The organism is Ideonella livida (assembly GCF_010499455.1).
Lineage (GTDB): Bacteria > Pseudomonadota > Gammaproteobacteria > Burkholderiales > Burkholderiaceae_C > Ideonella > Ideonella livida.
The window spans coordinates 42240-65402 of sequence record NZ_JAAGOH010000021.1 but is presented as its reverse complement, the minus strand read 5'-3'; the positions used below and the strand labels follow the sequence as shown (position 1 = coordinate 65402).

17 protein-coding genes are annotated in these 23163 nt (G+C 72.4%); 9 read left to right on the top strand and 8 right to left on the bottom strand.

Annotated elements, in window-relative coordinates:
* Window positions 1-79: 79 nt before the first annotated feature.
* Window positions 80-1270, bottom strand: coding sequence for a toxic anion resistance protein (locus G3A44_RS16260; protein WP_163458797.1), 1191 nt, complete (start codon window positions 1268-1270; stop codon window positions 80-82).
* 202 nt (window positions 1271-1472) lie between these two features.
* Between G3A44_RS16260 and G3A44_RS16255 the strand changes: the two genes are divergently transcribed.
* Window positions 1473-2225, top strand: coding sequence for a helix-turn-helix domain-containing protein (locus tag G3A44_RS16255; protein ID WP_163458796.1), 753 nt, complete (start codon window positions 1473-1475; stop codon window positions 2223-2225).
* Between the two features lie 38 nt (window positions 2226-2263).
* On the opposite strand, the gene G3A44_RS16250 is transcribed toward G3A44_RS16255, so the two are convergent.
* The 4 genes from G3A44_RS16250 to G3A44_RS16235 all read right to left on the bottom strand — a co-directional run bounded on the left by G3A44_RS16250 (window position 2264) and on the right by G3A44_RS16235 (window position 9106).
* On the bottom strand, window positions 2264-4738 hold the full coding sequence (locus G3A44_RS16250) for a putative bifunctional diguanylate cyclase/phosphodiesterase (RefSeq protein WP_163458795.1): 2475 nt from the start codon (window positions 4736-4738) through the stop codon (window positions 2264-2266).
* 103 nt (window positions 4739-4841) lie between these two features.
* Entirely contained in the window at window positions 4842-6884 is a 2043-nt protein-coding gene (locus tag G3A44_RS16245; protein WP_163458794.1) for a M61 family metallopeptidase, read from the bottom strand.
* Between the two features lie 135 nt (window positions 6885-7019).
* Entirely contained in the window at window positions 7020-8207 is a 1188-nt protein-coding gene (locus tag G3A44_RS16240; RefSeq protein WP_163458793.1) for a CaiB/BaiF CoA transferase family protein, read from the bottom strand.
* Window positions 8204-9106 (bottom strand): 23S rRNA (adenine(2030)-N(6))-methyltransferase RlmJ, encoded by a 903-nt coding sequence (locus G3A44_RS16235; protein WP_163458792.1) that lies wholly within the window; start codon window positions 9104-9106, stop codon window positions 8204-8206. Before G3A44_RS16235 ends, G3A44_RS16240 begins: the two co-directional genes overlap by 4 nt.
* A gap of 195 nt (window positions 9107-9301) precedes the next feature.
* Here G3A44_RS16235 and G3A44_RS16230 point away from each other — a divergent pair, with 195 nt between their 5' ends.
* The 7 genes from G3A44_RS16230 to G3A44_RS16200 all read left to right on the top strand — a co-directional run bounded on the left by G3A44_RS16230 (window position 9302) and on the right by G3A44_RS16200 (window position 16897).
* Window positions 9302-9877, top strand: coding sequence for a hemerythrin domain-containing protein (locus G3A44_RS16230; RefSeq protein ID WP_163458791.1), 576 nt, complete (start codon window positions 9302-9304; stop codon window positions 9875-9877).
* 399 nt (window positions 9878-10276) lie between these two features.
* Window positions 10277-11539, top strand: coding sequence for a CmpA/NrtA family ABC transporter substrate-binding protein (locus G3A44_RS16225; RefSeq protein ID WP_163458820.1), 1263 nt, complete (start codon window positions 10277-10279; stop codon window positions 11537-11539).
* A 33-nt stretch (window positions 11540-11572) separates the two neighbouring features.
* Complete coding sequence (gene ntrB / locus G3A44_RS16220) at window positions 11573-12469, top strand: nitrate ABC transporter permease (RefSeq protein ID WP_163458790.1); 897 nt, start codon at window positions 11573-11575, stop codon at window positions 12467-12469.
* A gap of 234 nt (window positions 12470-12703) precedes the next feature.
* On the top strand, window positions 12704-13504 hold the full coding sequence (locus tag G3A44_RS16215) for an ABC transporter ATP-binding protein (protein WP_163458789.1): 801 nt from the start codon (window positions 12704-12706) through the stop codon (window positions 13502-13504).
* A 380-nt stretch (window positions 13505-13884) separates the two neighbouring features.
* The gene (locus tag G3A44_RS16210; RefSeq protein ID WP_163458788.1) at window positions 13885-16017 is read left to right on the top strand and encodes an ATP-binding protein; all 2133 of its coding nucleotides are present in this window, start codon (window positions 13885-13887) and stop codon (window positions 16015-16017) included.
* A gap of 46 nt (window positions 16018-16063) precedes the next feature.
* Entirely contained in the window at window positions 16064-16432 is a 369-nt protein-coding gene (locus G3A44_RS16205) for a response regulator (RefSeq protein WP_163458787.1), read from the top strand.
* A 6-nt stretch (window positions 16433-16438) separates the two neighbouring features.
* Window positions 16439-16897, top strand: coding sequence for a chemotaxis protein CheX (locus tag G3A44_RS16200; RefSeq protein WP_163458786.1), 459 nt, complete (start codon window positions 16439-16441; stop codon window positions 16895-16897).
* A gap of 24 nt (window positions 16898-16921) precedes the next feature.
* Here G3A44_RS16200 and G3A44_RS16195 read toward each other — a convergent pair whose 3' ends face one another.
* A complete protein-coding gene (locus tag G3A44_RS16195) occupies window positions 16922-18280 on the bottom strand; it encodes a type IV pili methyl-accepting chemotaxis transducer N-terminal domain-containing protein (protein ID WP_163458785.1) in 1359 nt (452 codons plus the stop codon).
* Window positions 18281-18352: 72 nt separating this feature from the next.
* The gene (locus tag G3A44_RS16190; RefSeq protein WP_163458784.1) at window positions 18353-19642 is read right to left on the bottom strand and encodes a type IV pili methyl-accepting chemotaxis transducer N-terminal domain-containing protein; all 1290 of its coding nucleotides are present in this window, start codon (window positions 19640-19642) and stop codon (window positions 18353-18355) included.
* Between the two features lie 328 nt (window positions 19643-19970).
* Here G3A44_RS16190 and G3A44_RS16185 point away from each other — a divergent pair, with 328 nt between their 5' ends.
* The gene (locus G3A44_RS16185) at window positions 19971-21239 is read left to right on the top strand and encodes an MFS transporter (RefSeq protein ID WP_163458783.1); all 1269 of its coding nucleotides are present in this window, start codon (window positions 19971-19973) and stop codon (window positions 21237-21239) included.
* A 10-nt stretch (window positions 21240-21249) separates the two neighbouring features.
* Here G3A44_RS16185 and G3A44_RS16180 read toward each other — a convergent pair whose 3' ends face one another.
* Complete coding sequence (locus tag G3A44_RS16180) at window positions 21250-22965, bottom strand: bifunctional protein-serine/threonine kinase/phosphatase (RefSeq protein WP_163458782.1); 1716 nt, start codon at window positions 22963-22965, stop codon at window positions 21250-21252.
* Window positions 22966-23163: the final 198 nt, after the last annotated feature.

Sequence of the window (23163 nt, the reverse complement as noted above, 5' to 3'; positions counted from 1 at the left end):
CCTCCTGAATCGGGGCGCCGAAGCAACGGCGCGGACGGGTGGAACGAAGGGACGGGAAAGCGCCGTGGCGGGGTGGCGGTCACAGCGCCACCGGACCGGCACCGCCGGCCTGCACGGCCTGGCGCGCCTGCTGGCGGCGGTGGCGGTCCAGGTAGCCGTCGGCGCGGGCCAGCTGCTCGCGGATGAGGCGGTTGTTCTGCGCCATGGTCTCCACCGCCTTGCTGCGGAAGTCGTCCATGGCGTCCATGGCCTGGAAGGTCTGGTCGAACATGTCCTTGAGCTTGTCCACGCCCAGCAGCGGGTTCTGCGCGAATTCGGTGCTGCGGGCCACATGCTGGTTGAGCTGACGGCCGGTGTCGGCGATCAGGTTCTCCAGCGAGGTCTGCACACCGCCCAGCATGTCCATGACCTGCACCTGGTTGCCGGTGGCGCGGGCCACGGTCTGGGCCACGGCCATGGCGCTCATGCCGGTGGTGGCCACGCGGGTGCAGCCGTTCATCATCTCGCGGCCGGTGCGCTTGAGCACGTCCAGCGCCAGGTAACCGTGGGTGCACACCGCCTGCTGGGTCAGGATGTCCTTGAGGTTCTGCCGCGCATAGAACAGCACCTCCTGCTCCAGCGCCTTGGCGCGGGCGGGGTCGCTGCCACGCAGGCCGTCCAGGCGGGCGGCCAGCTGCTGGTCCAGCGCCTCGGCAAAGCGCGCAGCCGCACCCAGCTTCTGCATGGCCTCCCAGAGCTGGCTGCGGGTGGCCTCGATGTCCACCAGGTCACGCTGCATGTCGTCACGCGCGGCGTAGACCTGCTGCAGCACGCTCTGCAGCTGATCGCCGGCCGACTGGAACTTGCGGAAATAGGCCTGCAGCCGGTTGCCGAATGGGATGAAGCCCAGCAGCTTCTGCGGCTGCAAGAGGTCGCCCTCCTTGCCCGGGTTGAGGCGGTCGAGCAGGCCGCGCATCTCGGCAATGGCATGGAAGGCGGGCGAGTCTTCCATGCCCACGAAGTTGCGTTGCATGAAGCGGCCCTGCATCAGGCCGGCCGCCTGGGAAATCTCCTCCTTGCCCAGGGCGAAGGCGCTGTCGAGCCGGGCCTTGAAGGCCTCGCTGTCCACGTCCTCGCCCAGCAGGCCGTCCAAGAAGCGGCCCACCTGGTCGTCCACCGCCGCCTGCAGCGGGGCCGGCAAGGGCATGGCATCACGGGCGGTGCGGTCGTCCAGCGGCTTGAGCGCCTCGGGGGGCGTGAGCTGAAAGGCCGGGGCGGTGGTCGTCGACATCGGGTTCCTCGCCTGGGTTGCAGGGGTGCACAACGGGCCGCATGGTGCACCAACGGCGCGACCAGGCCGACCGGGAATCGCCAAGGGGGCGTTGCAGCGTGCCCACCGGTATCGTGTGGCGATACCCTGAAAGGCTCCGCACGGTCGCCACCCCGCGGTGGCGGCCGGCACCGACCCACCCCCTCCCCCCCTCACTCCCCCCATGTCCACCACCCAGGCCCTGGTCCAGCAGATCAAGAAGGAACTCAAGGCCGCCGGCATCACCTACGCCGCGCTGGCCCGCGAGCTGGGTCTGGCCGAGAGCAGCGTCAAGCGCATGCTGGCCACCGGCGACATGCCGCTGTCGCGCATCGACGCCATCTGCCAGGTGCTGCGCTGCGACTTTGCCGACCTGGCCCGGCAGGTGGCCGAGGCCCAGCCCCTGGCGCAGAGCCTGACGCTGGCGCAGGAACGCGCCATCGTGGGCGACCGCAAGCTGTTGCTGCTGGCCACCTGCTGCGTCAGCCTCTGGACGGTGGAGCAGATCCTGGCCACCTACCGCGTCACCGAGGCCGAGGTGGTCCGGGGCCTGGCCGAGCTGGACCGGCTGGGCATCATCGAGCTGCGCCCCCTGAACCGCTACCGGCTCAAGGTGGCCAAGACCTTCCGCTGGCGGCCGCACGGCCCGGTGATGCGCTTCTTCCGCGAGGAGGTGACGGCCGACTACTTTGCTGGCGGCTTTGACGGCAGCGGCGAGCTGCTGACCCTGGTGCACGGCCAGATCGGCCGGCCGCTGGCGTTGCAGTTCCAGGCGCGGCTGATGAAGGTGGCCGAGGACTTCGCCCAGCAGCACCTGGCCGACCAGAAGCTGCCGCCGGAGCAGAAGCGCCCCTTCACCCTGGTGCTGGGCCTGCGCAGCTGGGTGCTGGCCGCCTTTCGGGACCTAAAGCGCGAGGGCGCGGGCACTGCCTACTGAAGCCGGTCCCGGCCCCGTGGGGCGCGGGGCTGCCGGCCTCAGCGGTGCATCAGCGGCGCGCCGGCGTCTGCCGGGGCGGTGGCGTTCCCGCAGGCCTCAGCCTCGGGTGCGGGGGGCGACAGGGACGGACGCAGTGACGCGGCGCCGCGACGGCACCAGGCCTGCAGGAAGTCCGGCAGGGCCTGGGCGGGCACCGGACGGCTGATCAGGAAGCCCTGCAGTGAGGTGCAGCCACGGTGGATGAGGCGGCGGGCCTCGGCCTCGGTCTCCACGCCTTCGGCCACGGTGCGCATGCCCAGGGCCTGGGCCATGGCCAGGATGGTGTCCACCAGCACTTGGGCGCCGGCGTCGCGGCTGAGGTCACGCACAAAGCTGCGGTCGATCTTGAGGGTGTCAAAGCGGAAGCGCCGCAGGTAGCCCAGGGCCGAGTAGCCGGTGCCGAAGTCGTCGAGCGCGGTGCGGTGGCCCTGGGCGCGCAGTTGCTGCAGCACGGCCACGGCGGTGTCGGCGTCATCGATCAGCGCCGACTCGGTGACCTCCAGCTCCAGCTGGCCGGGGGGCAGCAGCGCCGCGGCCGCCTGCACCTGGGCCAGGAAGTCCGGCTCCGCCAGTTGCAGCGCCGACACATTGACCGAGACGGACAGGCCTGCCGGCCACTGCGCCGCGTCGCGGCAGGCGGCCTGCAGCACCCAGGCGCCCAGCTCGCCCATCAGGCCGGCGCCTTCGGCCAGGGGAATGAACTCCACGGGCGAGATGTCGCCCAGCTCGGGGTGGTGCCAGCGCAGCAGCGCCTCAAAGCCGCTGACCCGCAGGTCCTCGGATTCGATCTGCGCCTGGTAGGCCAAATGCAGCTCGCCCCGGGACGCCGCGCCTCGCAGGGCCTGCACCAGCTGGGCGCGGCGGCGGCTGCCATCGGTCATCTGGGCGGAGAAGAAGCTGTAACGCTGGCCCCCGGCGCGCTTGGCCGCGTACAGGGCCAGGTCGGCATGGCTCAGCAGGGTGTCCACGTCCTGGCCGTCGGCGGGCGCCAGGGCCACGCCCATGCTGCAGCGCAGGGGCTCCTGGCACCCGGGCGCCAGCTCCACCGGCACCTCCAGCGCCAGCAGGATGCGGTCCAGCAGGGGCTTGAGGGTCTCGGGCCGCTGGATGTCCAGCACCAGCATGACAAATTCGTCGCCCCCCAGCCGGGCCACGGTGTCGCTGCGGCGGCTCAGGGCCAGCAGGCGCTGGCCGAAGTCGGTCAGCAGGCGGTCGCCAGCGGCATGCCCCTGCTGGTCATTGACCTGCTTAAAGCCGTCCAGGTCAAAGCAGATGACGGCCAGCGGCGGCACCGGCACGGCGCCCAGCAGGGCCTGCAGGCGCTCACGGAACTGGTGGCGGTTGACCAGCCCGGTCAGGCTGTCGTTGTGGGCCAGCCAGCTCAGCCGGCTGTGGGCCAGGTGGCGCTCGGTGATGTCGGTGGCCACGCCGCGCCAGCCGGCGGGCAGGCCGTGCTCATCCACCAGCGGCCGGGCGCTCAAGGACCACCAGCGCGGCCCGGCCGGGGTCTGCAGCGGCAGGGGATGGTCCCGGAAGGCACGGCCTTCTGCCAGCCGCGCGCGCAGAGCCGACCAGGCGGTGCGCCCGCCCTCGTCGCGGGCCATCCAGCGGCGCAGCAGCGGCCAGGCTGGGCGCTGGGTGAGCCGCCTGGCCGGCACGCCAAGCACCTGCGCCAGCCGAGGCGAGACGTGCAGGAAGCGGCCCAGCGCATCGACCTCCAGCAGCACATCGCTGGCATGCTCCTCAAAGTCCTGGAGCAGGAGGCTGATGACCTCGTTCTGGCGCTCGGCGGTGGCCTCGGCCAGCAGCCGGGCGCGCAGGCCCGCGGCATAGGCCCAGACGGTGTAGAGGACCAGGCCGTTGTAGGCCCCCAGCAGGACCGACAAGCTGCCTGCCTGGGGATGGCCGGACAGCGCCAGCGCCCCCATGGCCTGCAGACCCAGGGCCAGCACATAGGCGGTGCCCGCCCAGGGCACGCTGGAGAGCGCGAAGCCCCCGGCGCAAATCATGCCGGTAATGACCGTGCCGACGAAGAACTGCGCCGTGGCCTCCAGCGCACTCAGGGTGACCAGGGGCAGGACGCCCCAGGCCATCCCCAGCGCCCCGGCCTGCCAGGCCGCACGCCGCAAGGCCCGCGCCGAGGCGGTGGACCGTTCACCCCGCTGACGGCCACGCCACCAGCCGCGCAGCCCCATCGCGGCCATGATCGCAATACCGCCCCCCCAGCCCAGCAGCAGCGCCGGGGCCACCTGCCCCCACAGCGCGTGGACGATGACGGCCACATTGCCCAGGTTGATCCCCATGGCCACCGGGGTGAGCCGCAACACGGCCTGCAGCTGGCGGGCCCGCAGCCGGGCCGCCTCCGCCTCGGTCGGGGGGCGGGTCGTGCGCTCCCGGCGCAACCACCACAGGCGGGCACGGCGCCGTGCGGCAGCACCACGGCCGGCGCGGAGGAAGGCGGGAAAGTAGGGCATGGCGAGCGCCCGATTGTTGGACCACGGCAGCGCATGCAAGCCGCGGAACTGTGGGGCAAAGCGCGGCGCACGGCACGCTTTGCCCCACCGCGCAGGCGCCGGCTCAGGCGCCCCGCGGGGCGTACAGCGCGCCCAGCCGGTCGGGCACGCCGGCCACCCGCGTCAGCACCGGAAAGCGCGGGCCGTGGCGGGCCTCAAAGCTGACGGTGCGGAAGCTGTCCTCGTCCTTGACCAGCAGGCGCACCGGGCCGCGGCCGTCGCGGGCGTCTCGCAGGGCCTGGTCCAGCCGCTCGGGGCGGTAGGCCTGGTCGTTGACCGCCACCAGCTCCATGCCCGGCACCAGGCCGGCGGCAAAGGCCGGGCCGTCCCACACCACGCGGCCCAGCCGGCCCTTGGCCCCTACCCGCAGGCCCAGGCTGAAGCGCAGGTCCTGGGGCCGGGGTTCTCCCCCCCAGCCGCGGGCGGCCTGGGCAAAGCGGCTTTCCTGGTCGCTCCAGTCCAGGCGCCAGCCGCTGCGGGCCAGGGTCTCGTCGAGCAGGACGCCGGCCTGCGGCCCGGTGGCGTCCAGCCGCTCGCGCAGCCACGCCGTCCAGTCGTGGCGGTGCACCTGGGCCAGCGCGGCCGTCAGGTCCTCAAAACGGTAGGGACGGGGCGTCACACTGCCGTCGGCGCGGGGCGTCCAAGCCGGACCGAAGAAGACGCGGGCAAAGTCGTCCAGGCCGCGGCGCTCGGCGCTGGCCTCGCGGATCAGGCCATCGGCGGCCAGCCACAGCAACAGGCCTTCGGGGTAGTAGTCGTAGCCACGCTGCCACTCGCCCCATTCACGCGTGGGGCCATGGCCCATTTGCGGGGTCTGGGTGGTGTCCTGCAGCGAGCGCCACGCGCGGCCGGTGCGCAGCTGGGCCTCGGCCAGACGGTAGGCCAGGCGGTCGCGGGCCTGCTCGGCGGAGCTCAGGCCCGCACGGGCCGCCAGCACATGGCCCCAGAACTCGGTCTGCCCCTCGTAGACCCACAGCAGGCTGTTGGCGCCGGGCTGGTGGTAGTCGGGCCGGACCAGGTCGGCCCCGCGGCGGTACTTGCCATTCCAGGCGTGGACGAACTCGTGGGGCAGCAGTTCGCGCTCGTGGATGGACTTGTCCCAGTCGTCAAAGTAGCCGGGCGGCACGGCGTTCTCGCTGCTCTCATGGTGTTCCAGCCCCATGCCGCCGAAGGCGTCGGACTGGGCGAGCAGGAAGTCGTAGTGGCGCCAGGGGCGCTGGGTGAAGAGCCGGTCGGCCTGCTGCACCAGGGCGCGGTGGGCCTGGAGCTGGGCCTCGGTGGCCTGCAGGGACTTGGGCTCGTCGGCCAGCAGGTGCAGCACCACCGGGCGGGCGGTCCCCGGCGCGTCCAGCGCCACACGGCGGTAGTGCGGGCCCGCAAAGACCGGGCTGTCCACCAGGGTCTCCAGCGAACAGGGGGCGAACTCGAACCAGCCCTGCGCATCGGGCCGGGCCGGCTCACCGTCGGCGCCGCGCAGTGCGGTGGCAGCCTGCCAGCCGGGCGGCAGGCGCAGGCGGGCCTGCACCTGCAGCGCATGGTGGGCCACGCCATCGGGGTAGAGCAGCAGCTTCTCCCACTGCACGCCCAGCAGCTTGCGGCTGACGCTGACCCGGTCCTCCTCGCCCGGGTTCAGGGGGGTGAGGTGCTGCAGCTCCAGCTGCAGCACCTGGGCCCCGGCCGGCGGCTGCAGGTGGAAGGCATGGGGATCGAGCGCATCGCGCTGCCAGGGCACAAGCTGTCCGTCGGCCTGACAGCGCAGGCCCGCCAGCGGCGCGGCATGCCCCCAGGGGCCGTGGGTGCCGGGCAGGTAGCGCGGCAGGTGCAGGGTCAGGCGTTGGCCAGGGCGGGCCAGCGGCAGCTGCAGGCGGGCACGCAGCACGCGGTGGGTGAGGTCGGTGGCCTCCACCTCCAGGCGCAGGGGCGCGGGCCAGGGGTCGGCCGGCGAGGCGGCTGCCGCGGGGGTGGCCGCGGTGGCGTCGGGACGGGCCTGCGCCAGGACGGCGCCGGTGCGGGCCAGGGGGGTCAGCGTGAGTCCGAGTGCAGCCAGCTTGAGGCCGCCGCCCAGGATCGCGCGCCGGGCTGCCGGTTGAGCAGGGGTGCGGGGCATGGTGCGGTGATGGGGGGTTGAACCAGCGCCGCACCTTAGCGCATGAACCTGCGCCACGGTCGGGTCGGGCGGCGGACGGGGCCGCCGGCCGCACGGAGGGCTCGCCGCCCGGGAAAGTCCCCGGGGTGGGGCGGCTCAGGCGGCGGGATCGCCCCAGGCCCGGGCGTCGTGTTCGCCCAGGGCCGGCGCCGGCCGGAACAGGCCGCCGGGGGTGTCGCTGAGCTTGGGCACCACGCCCGGCACCTCCAGCGACAGGCCCTGTGCGGTGACGATGCGCTCGATCATGCCGCGGGCACGGTAGTGGGGGTCGGCGGCAATGTCGGCCACGGTGTAGATGCGGCCCACGGGCACACTGACGGCCTGCAGGGCGGCCACCACGGCGTCCACCGGGCGCTGCACCGTCCAGCAGGTAATGGCGGCGTCGATCTCGTCGACCCGGGCGGCCCGGCCGGCGTTGTGCGCCAGGCCCGGGTCCTGGCCCAGGTCGTCGCGGCCGATGGCGGCCATCAGGCGCTTGTAGATGCTGTCGCCGTTGCCGCCGATGACCACCTGCCCGTCGGCGCAGCGGTAGGCGTTGCTGGGGGCGATGCCAGGCAGCGCGCTGCCGGCAGGCTGGCGGACCGCGCCAAAGGCGCTGTACTCGGGCAGCAGGCTCTCCATGCAGTTGAAGACGGCCTCATACAGGGCCACGTCCACCACCTGGCCGCGGCCGGTGCGGGCGCGGGCCTGCAGGGCCAGCAGCACGCCGATCACGCCATGCAGCGCCGCCAGGGTGTCGCCCAGGCTGACGCCGGCGCGCACCGGCGGGCGGCCGGGCTCGCCCATCAGGTGGCGCAGGCCGCCCATGGCCTCGGCCACCACGGCAAAGCCGGGCAGGTCGCGGTAGGGGCCGTCCTGGCCGTAGCCGCTGATGCGCAGCATGATCAGCCCGGGGTTGGTGGCGGCCAGGGCGTCGTAGCCCATGCCCCATTTCTCCAGGGTGCCGGGCTTGAAGTTCTCGATGAGGACGTCGGCCTCGTCGATGAGGCGGCGCACGGCGGCACGGCCGGCCTCGGTGCGCAGGTCCAGCGCCACGCTCTGCTTGTTGCGGCTCTGCACCTGCCACCAGACGCTGGTGCCCTCATGCAGCATCCGCCACTGGCGCAGGGGGTCGCCGCCGGCCGCGCCGTCCTGGGCGGGCGGCTCCACCTTGAGGACCTGGGCGCCAAAGTCGCCCAAGGTCTTGCCGGCAAAGGGGCCGGCGATGAGCTGGCCCAGCTCCAGCACCTTCAGCCCAGCCAGGGGCGCGCGGGCGGGATCGGGCGCGGCGGCGGTGTGGCTCATGCGGGCTGTTCCTCGATCTCGAACTGGGCGCCCTCGAACTGGGCGAGCAGCTCCACCACGGTGGGCAGGACGGCGGCCAGCTCCTGGTGCAGGGTCCAGGGCGGGTTGAGGATGAACAGGCCGCTGCCGGTCAGGCCGAAGCCTTGCGGGTCCACGTCCTTGACGGTCAGGCGCACATGCAGCCAGCCCTTGGGGGCCAGGCCCGCCAGGCGCTTGGGCAACTGCACGGCCTCCACCCGGCGCACGATGGGGTACCAGACCATGTAGACGCCCTCGGCAAAGCGGCCCACGGCCTCGCGCAGGCTGGCCACGGTCTTGCCGTAGTCGCTCACCAGCTCGTAGGAGGGGTCGATCAGCACCACGGCGCGGCGCGGCTGCGGCGGCACCTGGCCCTTGAGGCCGGCAAAGCCATCCTCATGCAGGATCTGCACGCCACGCTGGCCGTCGAAGTGGGCCGCCAGGGTGCGCACATCGGCCGGATGCAGTTCAAACAGGCGCATGCTGTCGCCCGGGCGCAGCAGGGCGCGGGCGATGGAGGGCGAGCCCGGGTACAGCGACAACGGCGGGGTGTAGCCCTTGTCGGCCCGCTGGGCGGCCTGGGTCTCGGCGTCCAGGCTGGCGTCGGAGGCGATGTTGAACTCGCGCACCAGGTTCACGTAGTCGGCCAGCATCTCGGGCAGGCGGGCGCGGCCGTAGAGCCGGCTGATGCCGTCGCGGTGCTCGGCGTTCTTCAACGCCTGCGCCCCCTTGAGCTGGTAGCCGCCGGCACCGGCATGGGTGTCGATGTAGCGGAAGGGCTTGTCCTTGGCGGCCATGTAGCGCAGCACGCGCGCCAGGACAAGGTGCTTGAGCACGTCGGCATGGTTGCCGGCATGGAAGGCGTGGCGGTAGGCGAGCATGGCGGAGATTCTTCTGCAGCGGGAAGCGGAGGGGGCGGGGCCGCGGGCGGCATCCTCTTCGGGACTTCCCTGGTTTGGGGAGAGGCAGGACTGTAGCGGCTGGCCGTCTTGAGGCAGGTCAACGCCCACCCCAGGGGGGGCTTCTATCTTGCGGCACCCCCTTTTTTCTGCCGCGGCCCTGCCGCCGCCACGCCCATGCGCCCTCACGCCTACACCGTCATCAAGGAAGAACACCAAGCCCTGGCCGCCATGCTGCGCTCGCTGCTGCTGCTGCTGGCGCAGTCCCGGCGCGAGGGCCGGCCGCCGGACTTCGGCGTGCTGCGGGCGATGCTGTTCTACATCGACGAGTTCCCCGAGCGGCTGCACCACACCAAGGAGAGCCAGTTGCTGTTCCCGCAGCTGCGCGCGCGCGTGCCGGGGCTGGCCGAGGTGCTGGACCGCCTGGACCGTGAGCATGGCAACGGCGAGCGCGCCATCCGCCACCTGGAGCACCTGATGCTGGCCTACGAGGTGATGGGCGAGCCCCGGCGCGAAGCCTTTGAGGTGGCCGCGGCGCGCTATGTGGAGTTCTACCTGGAGCACATGGGCATCGAGGAGCAGACGGTGCTGCCGGCGGCCCTGGCCCACCTGGCGCCCGAAGACTGGGCCGCGCTGGACGCGGCCTTCGCCCGCAACCGGGACCCGCTGGCCGGCCACGGCTCGCTGGAGGATTACCAGGGCGTGGTGCAGACCATCCTGAACCGCGCCCCGGCCCCGGTGGGGCTGGGCTGAGGGCGGGCCGCGTGGTACGCCGCACACTTGTGCACCGCAGCATCCTTTTGGTGCAGAGCAGGCCGGCGGGGGTCGCCTTGTGGTGCGCCTGCCGCCAGGTTGAGCGTACAACCCGCGGTCGCCCCGGGGAGGGCGGTCTGGCGAAGGGCTGGCACGGTCTCTGCATAGCACTGCACGCAGCTCAAAGGCGAGCTGCATGGTCAGGTTGTAGGTAAACCAGAGCGGTTTTTGGACACAGGCGTCCGATCGGCACAGCGTCACTGCTGTGCACGACGGACGCCTCTTTTTTTTCCTGCGCCGCTGACGCGCCCCGCACAGCGGGCAAGACGCCCCCTCCCCCTTTTCCTCACTTCAGCCCCGAAGGATCGAATGATGAGCAGCTCCGACAAATCGACCCCGATGGCCGCCCCCGCCGGCGCCGAGTCCTCGACGCCCGCGCTGTCGCGCCGCCAGCTGCTGCAGGGCGCGGGGGCCGCGGCCGTGGCCGCCTCGGCCAGCTGGCTGCCGGGCGGCGCCTGGGCGGCGGGCTCGGACAAGCCCGAGAAGGAGGAGGTGCGCATCGGCTTCATCCCGCTGACCGACTGCGCCAGCGTGGTCATGGCCAGCGTGCTGGGCTTTGACAAGAAGTACGGCGTGACCATCGTCCCGACCAAGGAGGCCTCCTGGGCCGGCGTGCGCGACAAGCTGGTCAACGGCGAGCTGGACATGGCCCACGTGCTCTACGGCCTGGTCTACGGCGTGCACTTGGGCATCGGCGGGCCCAAGAAGGACATGGCCGTGCTGATGACGCTCAACCACAACGGCCAGGCCATCACCCTGTCCAAGGCCCTGGCCGACAAGGGCGCGGTCGACGGCCCGTCGCTGGCCAAGGTCATGGCCGCCAACCCGCGCGAGTACACCTTTGCCGGCACCTTCCCCACGGGCACCCACGCCATGTGGATGCACTACTGGCTGGCCGCGCACGGCATCAACCCGCTGAGTGGCGCCAAGCTGATCACCGTGCCGCCGCCGCAGATGGTGGCCAACATGCGCGTGGGCAACATGGACGGCTTCTGCGTGGGCGAGCCCTGGAACCACCGCGCCATCCTGGACGGCATCGGCATCACCGCCAACACCACCCAGGACCTCTGGAAGGACCACCCCGAGAAGGTGCTGGGCACCACCGGCGACTTCGTCAAGAAGTACCCCAACACCGCCCGCGCCGTGATGATGGCCGTGCTGGAAGCCAGCAAGTGGATCGACGCCAGCCTGTCCAACAAGATGAAGATGGCCGAGGCGGTGGCGGCCAAGTCCTACATCAACACCAGCGTGGACGCGATCAACCAGCGCATCCTGGGCCGCTACCAGAACGGCCTGGGCAAGACCTGGGACGACCCCAACCACATGAAGTTCTTCAACGACGGCGCGGTCAACTTCCCGTACCTGTCGGACGGCATGTGGTTCCTGACCCAGCACAAGCGCTGGGGCCTGCTGAAAAACCACCCCGACTACCTGGCCGTGGCCAAGCAGATCAACCAGATCGACCTCTACAAGGAAGCCGCTTCGGCCATGAAGGTCAGTGTGCCCAAGGACGTGATGCGCACCAGCAAGCTGATCGACGGCGTGGTCTGGGACGGCAAGGACCCCAAGAAGTACGCCGACGGTTTCAAGATCAAGGCCTGAGCCTGACGGCCGCGCCCCCTCCAGGAGTCCCCCATGGTCAGTGCCGTGTTCCATTCCCCCGCCAGCCCCTCGACCTCGACTGCGGCCGAGGCCGCCAAGGCCCCGTCCACGCCCGCCACCCCGGCGGCCCGGCCCGCGCCGGTGCCCCGCGCGCCCTTTGACTGGGCCGGCCTGGTGCTCAAGGTGCTGCCGCCCCTGGTGGGCCTGGGCCTGCTGATCGGCGTGTGGGCGCTGCTGACCCTCAAGCAGGGCACGGGCTTTCCGACCCCGCTGCAGACCTGGGACGCCGCGGTCAAGCTGTTTGCCGACCCGTTCTACCGCAACGGGCCCAACGACCAGGGCATCGGCTGGAACATCCTGAACTCGCTGCAGCGGGTGGCGCTGGGCTTCGGCCTGGCCGCCCTGGTGGGCATCCCGCTGGGTTTCCTGATCGGCCGCTTCACCTTCTTCAACCGCATGGCCTCGCCGCTGATCAGCCTGCTCAAGCCGGTGTCCCCGCTGGCCTGGCTGCCCATCGGCCTGCTGGTGTTCAAGAGCGCCAACCCGGCGGCCATCTGGACCATCTTCATCTGCTCGATCTGGCCGATGGTGGTCAACACCGCGGTGGGCGTGCAGCGCGTGCCGCAGGACTACCTGAACGTGGCCAAGGTGCTGAACCTCTCCGAGTGGAAGGTCATCACCAAGATCCTGTTCCCCTCGGTCCTGCCCTACCTGCTGACCGGCGTGCGCCTGTCGGTGGGCACGGCCTGGCTGGTGATCGTCGCGGCCGAGATGCTGACCGGCGGCGTGGGCATCGGCTTCTGGGTGTGGGACGAGTGGAACAACCTCAACGTCCAGCACATCATCATCGCCATCTTCGTGATCGGCATCGTCGGCCTGGCGCTGGAGCAGTTCCTCATGCTCATCGCCAAGCGCTTCTCCTACGAGTGAACTGACTGCTCCCGGCGCCGGGGTACCGGCGCCACCCTCCGAGAGGGTGCCTCGGCCGCTTGGGAGCGGCCCGGCGCTGGCCTCGGGGTGACTGCTCCCGGCGCCGGGGTACCGGCGCCACCCTCCGAGAGGGTGCCTCGGCCGCTTGGGAGCGGCCCGGCGCTGGCCTCGGGGTGATGGCTCCCGACGCCGGGAGCCCGGGTACCCGCTCTTCCCCTGATTTGGAGTTTCAAGATGCCCGCCTTCATCGAAGTCCAGCAAGCCAACGTCATCTTCCCCACGCCCAAGGGGCCGTTCCAGGCGCTGCGCGACATCCACCTGCAGATCAACAAGGGCGAGTTCATCACCCTGATCGGCCACTCGGGCTGCGGCAAGTCCACGCTGCTCAACCTGATCGCCGGCCTGCTCAAGACCACCACCGGCGTGCTGCTGTGCGACAACCGCGAGATCAACGCCCCCGGCCCCGAGCGCGCGGTGGTGTTCCAGAACCACTCCCTGCTGCCCTGGCTGACTTGCTTTGACAACGTCTACCTGGCCGTGGAGCGGGTGTTCGGCGCCAAGGAGGGCAAGGCCCAGCTCAAGGCCCGCACCACCGCCGCGCTGGAGCTGGTGAACATGGCCCACGCCATGCACAAGCGCCCGCATGAAGTCTCTGGCGGCATGAAGCAGCGTGTGGGCATTGCCCGCGCCCTGGCCATGGAGCCCAAGGTGCTGCTGATGGACGAGCCCTTCGGCGCGCTCGACGCCCTGACCCGCGCCAAGCTGCAGGACGAGCTGCTCAAGATCGTCGCCCGCACCCAGAGCACCGTGGTCATGGTCACGCACGACGTGGACGAGGCCGTGCTGCTGTCAGACCGCATCGTGATGATGACCAACGGCCCGGCCGCCACCATCGGTGAGATCCACGCCGTCGCCCTGGCCCGCCCGCGCGACCGGGTGGCCCTGGCCGAGGACCCCACCTACGTGGCCGCGCGCAAGGCGGTCATCGACTTCCTCTACACCCGCCACGCCCACGTGGAAAAGCAGGCGGCCTGAACGGCCACCGCCCGGGCGGCGACGCCGGCACCCCAGTCTGGTGCAATTCACCAAACTGAACGGCCGGTGGCAGCCGCCAGGCGGTCCACGCACCGGGCCCGTGCGCCTGCCGGCTTGAGAACGGTCAAGCCGGCGGGACCGCGCGCAGCGCCCGCCCCTGAAGACGGCACACGGATTGCGTTGTGCCCCCTGCCCCCCGGCGCCGGCTCCGGGGGGGCCGGCACCTCCGGCCACGGCACCGCCCACGGGCGGCCCCGGCAAGTCCGCCCTTACCGGGGCGGACCGCTCCCTCTCGGTCGCCCCTGCCCCTTCGGACCGGATCACCGCCCACGGTGACCGGACACGCCCGGCCGCCCCCCCCTCGGCCCCAGGAGAAGTCCATGTCCACCACGCTTGCCGCCGACACCCGCCTGCCCGACGCCGCCGCCCCCGCCCCCGCCCCCGGCGGCGGCGCCCCACGCCACCGTCCCGCCTTCCAGCTGGGCAAGTACCGCGAGATCATCATCGCGGTGGCCTTTTTCCTGCTGTTCGACCTGGGTGTGCTGGTGCTGAATTTCTACACCTCGTTCCAGATCGGCCAGGACGCGGTGGGCATCAACCTGGCGGGCCGCCAGCGCATGCTCTCGCAACGCATGACCAAGGCCCTGCTGTCCTACGAGGCCGGCTACCTGCAGGGCCAGGCCGCGGATGCCGACCGCGAGGAACTGGCCAAGGCCGTGGCGCTGTTCGACACCACGCTGGGTGGCTTCCGCGACGGGGCCCGCGTGCCCGGTGGCGACGGCCAGCCCGTCTGGCTCAACCGCGCCGAGGGCGAGCAGGCCACCGAGATCCTGAATAAGGCCGGCGCCTTGTGGCAGCCCTACAAGGCCCTGGTGGGCAAGCTGCTGGCCCCCGAGGGGCAGGCCTCGGACGTGCAGGCCGCCGTGTCCTACGCCAAGACCCACAACCTCAAGCTGCTGGGCCTGATGAACGAGCTGACCACCGCGCTGGAGGCCAACGCCAGCCAGCGCGCCAGCACCCTGCGGCTGGTGCAGACCGCCGGCATCGTGCTGGCCCTGGTCAACTTCATCTTCATCCTCTTCAAGTTCATCCGCCGCCTGCAGCGCTCGGACGCCGCCACCGACGCCGCCAACCAGGAGACCCGCGAGATCCTGGGCAGCGTGCGCGAGGGCCTGTTCCTCATCACCCCCGAGCTGCGGCTGGGCACCCAGCTCTCGGACTCGCTGCGCGAGCTCTTCGGCCGTCCGGTCAGCCCCGGTGACGACTTCTCGGTGGTGCTGGCCCAATTGGTGCAGCCCAAGGACCTGGAGGACGCCTGCGGCTACATGGAGCTGCTGTTCCAGCCGCACGTCAAGGAGTCGCTGGTGCAGAGCATCAACCCCCTGGCGCAGGTGGCGGTCACGCTGTCCAACCGCCTGGGCGCGCCGGTGCGCCGCACCCTGTCCTTCCAGTTCAACCGCGCCGTGGTCGATGGCGCGGTGCGCCACCTGCTGGTGACGGTGCAGGACGTGACCGCCCTGATCGAGCTGCAGGGCCGCCTGGAGACCGACCGTGCCCGCAGCCAGCGCGAGTTCTCGCTGATGCTGGCGGCCATGGCGGCCGACCCGGTCAGCCTGCGCCAGTTCGTTGAGCGCACCGAGGCCGGCCTGCTGGAGGTCAACGACCTGCTGCGCAGCGCCGGCGGCGGTGGCGAGAGCACCTTCAAGCGCGCCCTGGACGGCGTGGCCCGCCGCATCCACGCCTTCAAGGGCGAGGCGGCCATGATGGCCCTGGAGAGCCTGGCCGAGCAGCTGCACCAGTTCGAGAACGGGCTGCAGACCCTGCGTGAGGCCAGCACCCCGAGCGCCCAGGGTGAGGCCCTGCTGGCCCTGCCCAGCGGGCTGGAGCAGCTGCTGGGCACCGTGGGCGCGCTGCGCCAGGTGTGCCGCCAGCAAGGCGAGGCCGAGGCCACCGAGACGGCCACCGAATCGGTCAACAGCCAGATGGAGCGCCTGATCCAGCAGATGGCCCACGACCAGGGCAAGCGGGTCTTCGCCCGGGTGCGCCTGGGCGGCCTGCTGGACCTGGAGCCCGCCGACCAGGCCCTGCTGCGCGACGTGACCGTGCAGTTGGTGCGCAACGCCGTCAGCCACGGCCTGGAGACGCCGGAGGCCCGCGGCCAGGCCGGCAAGGCCGCCGAAGGCCGCCTGGACGTGGGCCTGCAGTCCCACGACGAAGGCTGGACCCTGACCGTGCGCGACGACGGCCAGGGACTCTCCGCCGACCGAGTGCGCGCACGCCTGCTGGCCCTGGGCTGGTACCAGCAAGAGCAGCTGGAGAGCTTCAGCGAGCGGCAGATCGTCGAGCAGATCTTCAAGCCCGGCTTCTCCACCGCCGACCGCGTCAGCGCCCACGCCGGCCGTGGCGCCGGACTGGACGTGGTGATGGCCAGCGTGCAGCGCCTGGGCGCGCGCATCCGGCTGACCTCCACCCCCGGCCAGTTCACCGAGTTCAAGGTGCGCATGGTGGGCTGAGCCCCCGCTGCGCCCTGCCCCTGCACCGCCTCACGGAGCCCCCGCCATGAGACTCATGATCGTTGACGACTCCACCATGATCCGCTCGCGCATCGCGCGGCTGGTCAGCCACGGGCAGCTGCCCGGCGTGGAGGTGGTCGCCCAGGCCCGCGACGGCGCCGACGCGCTGGCGCAGGCCGGCCTGCACCGGCCCGACATCGCCACGCTGGACCTCACCATGCCCGAGATGGACGGCGTGACCTGCATCCCCGCCCTGCTGCGCCTGCTGCCGGAGCTGCGCATCCTGGTGGTGAGCGCGCTGACCGACAAGTCCACCGCCATCCAGGCCCTGCGCCTGGGGGCGCGCGGCTTTGTGGGCAAGCCCTTTGCCGACGACGAGCTGCGCCTGGCGCTGCTGGACCTGCTGGAGAACTGAACGCCCATGGCCATCCTGACCGAAGACGACCTCAAGCTGTTCGTGGACGCGGTGCGCCACTACTTCAAGGTCACCACGGGCGAAGAGCCCAAGATCACCTCCGCCTTCCTGGCCACCACGCAGGTGGAGGGCCACGAATTCAACGGCATCGTGAGTTTCTCGGGCGAGTACAACGGGCAGGTCATGGTCTCCATGCCCGGCCCGCTGCTGCGTGAGATGCTGCTGCTGCAGGGCGAGACCGATGTGGGCGAATCCAACCTGCTGGACGCCGTGGGCGAGGTGGCCAACACCCTGGCCGGCAATGCCCGCCGCACCCTGGGCTCGGGCCTGGACATTTCGGTGCCGGTCAAGCTCCAGGGCCCCACCGGCGTGCGCGCCAAGGTGCGCCAGCGGCCCTACGCCATCACCCTGCGCTGGGGCCTGCACCCGGCCATGGTCTGCGTGGACCTGGACAAGCGGCGCTGAGCCGGCCGGGCGCCCCCCGCCCCTTCAGCCCATGAGGACCTGCAGGGAGTGCTCATAGGCGGCGGTGAGCTGGTCAAACAGGTCCAGCAGGGCGTCGGCCGAGCCGGCCAGGGCGGCGCGCGGGTCGGTGCCCGGTGAGCCGAAGCCGGCGCCGGTGGTGGTGCGCAGGCCACGCAGCAGGCGCAGCCACTCGTCGCGGGCGGCGGCCAGGCTGTGGCGGATCTCGGCGGAGGACAGGGGCGCGCGCTCCAGCTCCAGCAAGGTGGCCTCGAACTCGTCGAGCAGCGCCACCAGCGCCTCCTGGCGGGCGGGCTCGGCCAGCAGCTCGGCCATGAGGGCCGCCTTGGCCAGACGCTGCACCCGCATGCGCTGGCGGCCGCACAGGTTGACCACCCGCAGGCCGGGCCGGCCGCCATGCTGCTCCAGCGCGCTGGTCAGGGCCTCGGCGGTGGCCAGCAGGGCCTCGGCGTGCTGGTCGGCCAGGGCCAGCAGGGCGGGGCTCTGGCGCTCGGCCAGGGTGTCGCGCAGCGCCGTCCAGGCCTGCAAGGTGGCCTGCAGCCGGGCCTGCAGCGCGGGCACACCGCCTGCGGCCGGGGCGGCCAGCGCCGGCAGGCGGGCCAGGTGGTCCAGGTTGTCCTGGGCGCGCTCGGCAGCCTGGTGCTGCAGGGTGCGGGCACGCCGGCCGTCCACCCCCACCAGGCGCTGGGCGGCCAGCTTGATCAGGCGCTGCGAGAGCATGCGCAGCTGGCCGGCGCGGTTGATGGCCTCGGCCCACTGGGCCGACTCCACCACGGCGCGCGAGACTTCGCCCACCCGCAGACCGCTCTGCATGGCGGCACTGCGCAGCAGGCGGAAGGCCTCATCCTCGCCCTGCAGCCGGCCCGGACCCTGGGTCTGCAACAGCACGCCCTTGGCGCGCTCCACCCATTTGCGCTCGTCCAGCTGCAGCTGGGCCTGGCGCAGGGCGTGGCGGGTGCGGGCCTCGCGGGTCCAGCGGGCCCGGTCGGCGCCCAGAGCGGCGGCCAGGGCGGCGGGCTGGTCGCGCAGGGCCAGGGGCCAGGCGCCGCCCAGGCCGGCCTCCACCCAGGCCGGCAGCTCCGGAGGCGGCCCCTCGGGGCTGAAAAGGCTGAGCGGGCCCGGCGGCTCGCCCTGCCAGGCCTGCAGCAGGGCGGGCAAGGCCTGGCGCAGCGCGTCCAGCGGGCCGCTGAGCACCAGGTGGGCATCGGTCAGGGTCAGGCGGTCCAGGGCCTGGACCTCGGCGGCGGTGGCCACGGCGCAGCGCACGGTGGCCACACCGGCGGCCTGCAGGGCCGCCGACCAGGCGGCCGGGCCGGTGGGGTCGGCCAGGCACAGGATGAGCAGTTCGGCGCCAGGTCGGTTCATGCCCCGGGGATTGCACGGAGCGTGCCCGGCCCGTCCACAGGCCATCCTTCGGATGTCAACGGGCCCCGGCCCTCAGGCCATGATGACCTGCAGCGAGTGCTCGTAGCGGCTGGTGAGCTGCTCGAAGAGGGCCAGCAGGCGATCGGCCGCGCCGCACAGGGCGGCCGGGGCGCTCCCCCCCTCGGGCTGGCGCAGGCCGCGCAGCAGGCGCAGCCACTCGTCGCGGGCGGCGCCCAGGTCCTGCTGGATGTCAGGGCTGCTCAGCGGCGTCTTCTCCAGCTGGCGCAGGCCGTCCTCGAACTCGTCCATCAGCGCCGGCAGCTGGGCCAGGGCGGTGGCCTCCCCCAGCCCGGCCAGCAGGCCCAGCTTGGCCAGGCGCTGCACCCGCATGCGCTGGCGGCCACAGAGGTTGACCACCGACAGGGTGCGGCGCCCAGCGGCAGCCTCCAGGCAGGCCACCAGGGCTTCGGCCCGGGCCAGCAGGGTCTCGCCGGCCTGGTCGGCGGCGGCCAGCATGCCCGGACCCAGGCGCAGGGCCAGGGCGTCCTGCAGCGCCTGCCAGGCCTGGGCGACGGCCGCCAACGCGGCCTGCGCCGGGGCCTCGCCGGCCAGCCAGGGCGCCTGGAGCAGGCCTTGCAGCAGGCTGTCCCCCCGGGCCTGGGCCTGGGTCTGCGCGCCGCGGGCGGCACGCGCCTCCACACCGGCCAGGCGTTGGGCGGCCAGGCGCACCAGACGCTGCGAGAGCATGCGCAGCTGGCCGGCCTGGTTCAGGCCCTCGGCCCATTGGGCCGACTCGGCCACACCGCGTGACATCTCGCCCAGGCGCAGGTTGGCGTGCATGGCGGCCCCCCGCAGCAGGCGGAAGGCCTCGGCCTCGTCTAGGTCGCCGCGGGCGCTCATCAGCACGCCCTTGGCCCGGTCCACCCATTTGCGCTCGTCGAGCTGGGTCTGCAGGCGTTGCAGCTGCTGGTGCTGGGCCTGCCCGGCGGCCCAGCGGGCTTGGGCCTGGGCCAGCAGGGCCGCCAGCGGCGCGGCGGCCTGGGGCGCCGTGCCCGGTGCGGGCCAGACGGCGGCCGGCGCCCAGGCGTCCAGCCCGGCGGCCAGCGCGCGGGCCCAGTCCTGCGGGGGCGGGGCGTCTCCCACCCAGCAGCGCGGGCCGGTGGCCTGCGGTGCCTGGGCGCACCAGGCCCACCAGGCGGCGGCATCGCCCTGCACCAGGGTGGTGAATGGCCCATCCAGCGCCAGCTTGGTGCCTGACGCCTCAGGCTGGTGCACCTCCCAGCCCCAGGGGGCCAGCCGGGCGGCCAGGTCAGGATCGGGCGCACCGGTGAGGCACACATGGAGCAAAAGGGAGCGGGTCATGGCGGCAAGCGGATGCGGGGCGGTGGCAGGGCGCGCCAGCATAGGGCAGACAGGGGCATACGCTGCACGGGTTTGGTTCTTGCTTGCACCGGGATCGGGTGTAACGACGCACCCCCTCCACCTCTCCGACGGGGAGCCGGGCGGCCCTTGCGCCGCGGCGGCGCCCTGCCAGCGGGCCGGCAGCGCCATGCCGCCGCCACCGCCTGGCCCCCTCGTCCTGCCTCGCCCCCCTGGTCCGCCCCCCGCGGCCCCGACGCCCTGCCCGCGTCGGGGCCGCTGCGAACGCGCGTCAGGGGCCCTCCTCCTGCCTTGACACCTTGCAGCCGCCATGTCCGACTTCCGCCAGTTCCTGCGCGCCGGCCACAGCCCCACGCTGTTCGCCGCCTTCTTCTACCTGATGTTCTCCTTCGTCATCTGGGTGCTCAACGGGGCCATGGCGCCCTTCATCAGCGAGCAGTTCCAGCTGACGGCCGCGCAAAAGGGCACGCTGCTCTCCATCCCCATCATCGCGGGCGCGGTGATGCGCTTTCCGCTGGGCCTGCTGGCGCAGTACGTGGGCCGCAAGACGGCCACGCTGGTGGAGCTGAGCCTGATCACCTTCACCATGGCGTTCGGCTACTTCTTCGTCAGCAGCTACGACGACATGATCAAGATGGCCTTCCTGCTGGGGGTGGCCGGGGCCAGCTTTGGCGTGGCCATGTCACTGGGCTCGGGCTGGTTCCCGCCGCAGTACAAGGGCCTGGCCATGGGCCTGGTGGGCGCGGGCAACGGCGGCACGGCACTGGCCGCGCTGCTGGCACCGCCGCTGGCGCAGAAGTTCGGCTGGCAGGCGGTGTACGGCATCGCGGCGCTGGCCTCCTTCGTGCCGATGGCGGTGGTGGCCTTCATGGCCAAGGAGCCGCCCGACCGCGACGAGCACGCCAGCCTGAAGGAACACCTGGCCTGCCTGCTGGAGAAGGACGGCTGGGTGTTCAGCCTGATCTATGTGGTCACGTTTGGTGGCTTCATCGGCATCACCACTTTCCTGCCCACCTACTACCACGACCAGTTCGGCGTCTCCAAGGTGCAGGCCGGCCAGCTGACCATGTTGGCCGCGCTGATGGGCTCGGTGGTGCGCATCTTCGGCGGCTGGATCTCCGACCGCTGGGGCGGTGTGAACACCCTGACGGTGGTGCTGGTGGTGGTGAGCGTGGGCCTGGTGGGCGTGGGCCTGGTGGGCCATTCGCTGGTGCTGACCACGCTGCTGCTCATCGTCTGCTTTGCCGCGCTGGGTGCGGGCAATGGCGCGCTGTTCCAGCTGGTGCCGCTGCGCTGGCCGATGTCCACCGCGGTGGCCGGCTCCATGATTGGTGAGATCGGTGCCCTGGGCGGGGGCCTGGTGCCGCTGCTGATGGGCAACGTCAAGCAGCAGACCGGCAGTTTCCTGCTGGGCTTTGTGGTGCTGGCGGTGTTCTCGGTGCTGATGCTGGCGGTGATGCGCAAGATGCAGCTGCGCTGGACCCGCACCTGGGCCGAGAAGGGCGGGCGCGCCCGCGTGGCGGCCCCCGGTCAGGCGGCGGCGGCGCCCCGTGTGACCGGCGTGCGCCGGGTTTCCTGAGCCGACCGGCTCAACGCCACAGGGCCAGCCACAGCAGCAGCACGGCGTTGAGGGCCAGCGACAGGCCCAGCGCCAGCTGCAAGGCCGCGCGGGGATCGCGCTGCAGCAGGGGCAGGGCGCGGGCGGGCTGCAAGGGCCGCGAAGCCCCGCGCTCCAACGCCAGCAGCAGTTCCTCGGCGGTCTCGAAGCGCTGGCGGGCCTGCGGCGCCAGCGCCTTGGCCAGCACCCGGTCCAGCCAGATGGGCACGTCCGGACGCAGGCGCGAGGCGGGGACCGGCTCGCGCCGGTGCCGCCCCCGCGGGTAGGGCTCCAGCTCGCCAAAGGGCAGACGGCCGGTGAGCCACTGGTAGAGGGTCACCCCCAGGGCAAAGAGGTCGCTGCCCGCATCGGCCTGGCCGCCCTCCTCCCACTGTTCGGGGTTCATGTAGCTGGGCGTGCCGGCGTGCAGCGCCCGCTGCTCGGCGTTCTCCTGTCCGCTCAGGGCCACGCCCAGGTCCAGCAGGCGCCACTGGCCGTCGTCGCCCAGGTGCAGGTTGCCGGGTTTGAGGTCGCGGTGGACCATGCCCAGGCGGTGCAGCCGGGCCAGGGTCCGGGTCCAGGCCAAGGCCGCGGTCAAGGCGTCGGCCACCCGCGGCGGCCCGCCGGGGCCGGCCATCAGCTGCTCCAGGGTGCGGCCCTGGTGCCAGTCGAACAGCAGGTAGAAGGCACTGGCGTGGGCCGGCCGCGGCCACACACGCACCACGCCGGGCACCTCGGCCTCGGTCAGGCGCCGGCCCAGCCAGGCCTCATGCGCCAGCATGTCCCGCTCCTGCGGGTCCGAGGCGCGGCTGGGGTGCAGGGTCTTGAGCGCCCCCAGCGCGCCGTCGGCCGCGCGCACCTGGTACAGCAGGTGCACCCCGGTGTCGGCCACCCGGGCGGTGACGGTCAGGCCATCCAGCGCCTCGCCCACCCGCAGGGGCGACGGCACCGGCAGGGTGCGCCCCCAGGCCTGCTCGTCGTGCAGCTGGCGCGGGTCCAGGCCCTGGACCCGCAGCACCAGCGCGCTGGCGTTGTCCTGCCCACCCGCTTCCAGCGCCGCCTGCACCAGGGCGCGGGCGGCCAGGTCGGCGGTGCCCCAGGCGGCCAGCTCGGCCAGCCGGGTGGGCCGCAGCACACCATGCACGCCGTCGGAGGTGAGCACCAGGGTGTCGCCCACCTGCGCCTCGCCCTGGGCAAAGTCCACGCGCAGCCCGTCGTCCAGCCCCACGGCGCGGGTCAGCCGGCTGCGCTGGTCAGGGTGGTCCAGGGCATGGTCCTGGGTGAGCAGGGACAGCTCCGGCCCCTGCTCGCCCTGGCGCAGCAGCCAGGCCCGGGTGTCGCCCACATGGGCCAGGGTCCAGGTCTGGCCCTGCAGGGCCAGGGCGGTGAGGGTGGTCAGCGCGGCACCTTCGCCGCGGCGGCGGCGGTTGTGGTCGGCCAGCCAGGCGTTCTGGGCGCGGATCAGGCGGTCCAGGGCGACGGTGGGCTCCCAGCCGGGCGGGGTGGCGAAGTAGTCCGACAGCAGGCCCATCACGGTGGTCTGTGCGGCCTCCAGGCCCAGGCCGCCGCCCGAGACCCCATCGGCCACCGCGGCGATCAGGCCCTGGCGCCGGTCGCCCGGCTGGGCCCGCACCGCCCCGGCAAAGTCCTCGTTCAGGTCGCGGGGGCCGCGCCCGCTGGCGTGGCCGATGTCAACGTCAAGGCTCATGCACGGGCATTGTGGGCCCGGCCACCGGCGGGGCCGGACTGCACCAAGGCCGTGCAGCGGGCCGCTTCCGGGTGCATGGCGGACCGGGCCGGGGCATGCACGGGCCGTCTGGCGGGGGGCGGGCGCTGGCACGGGCCTTGCCTTCGAGAGGCACGAGCGCCGCCCGGCGCCATCTCCCCAGCAGGGTGCGCCAACGGC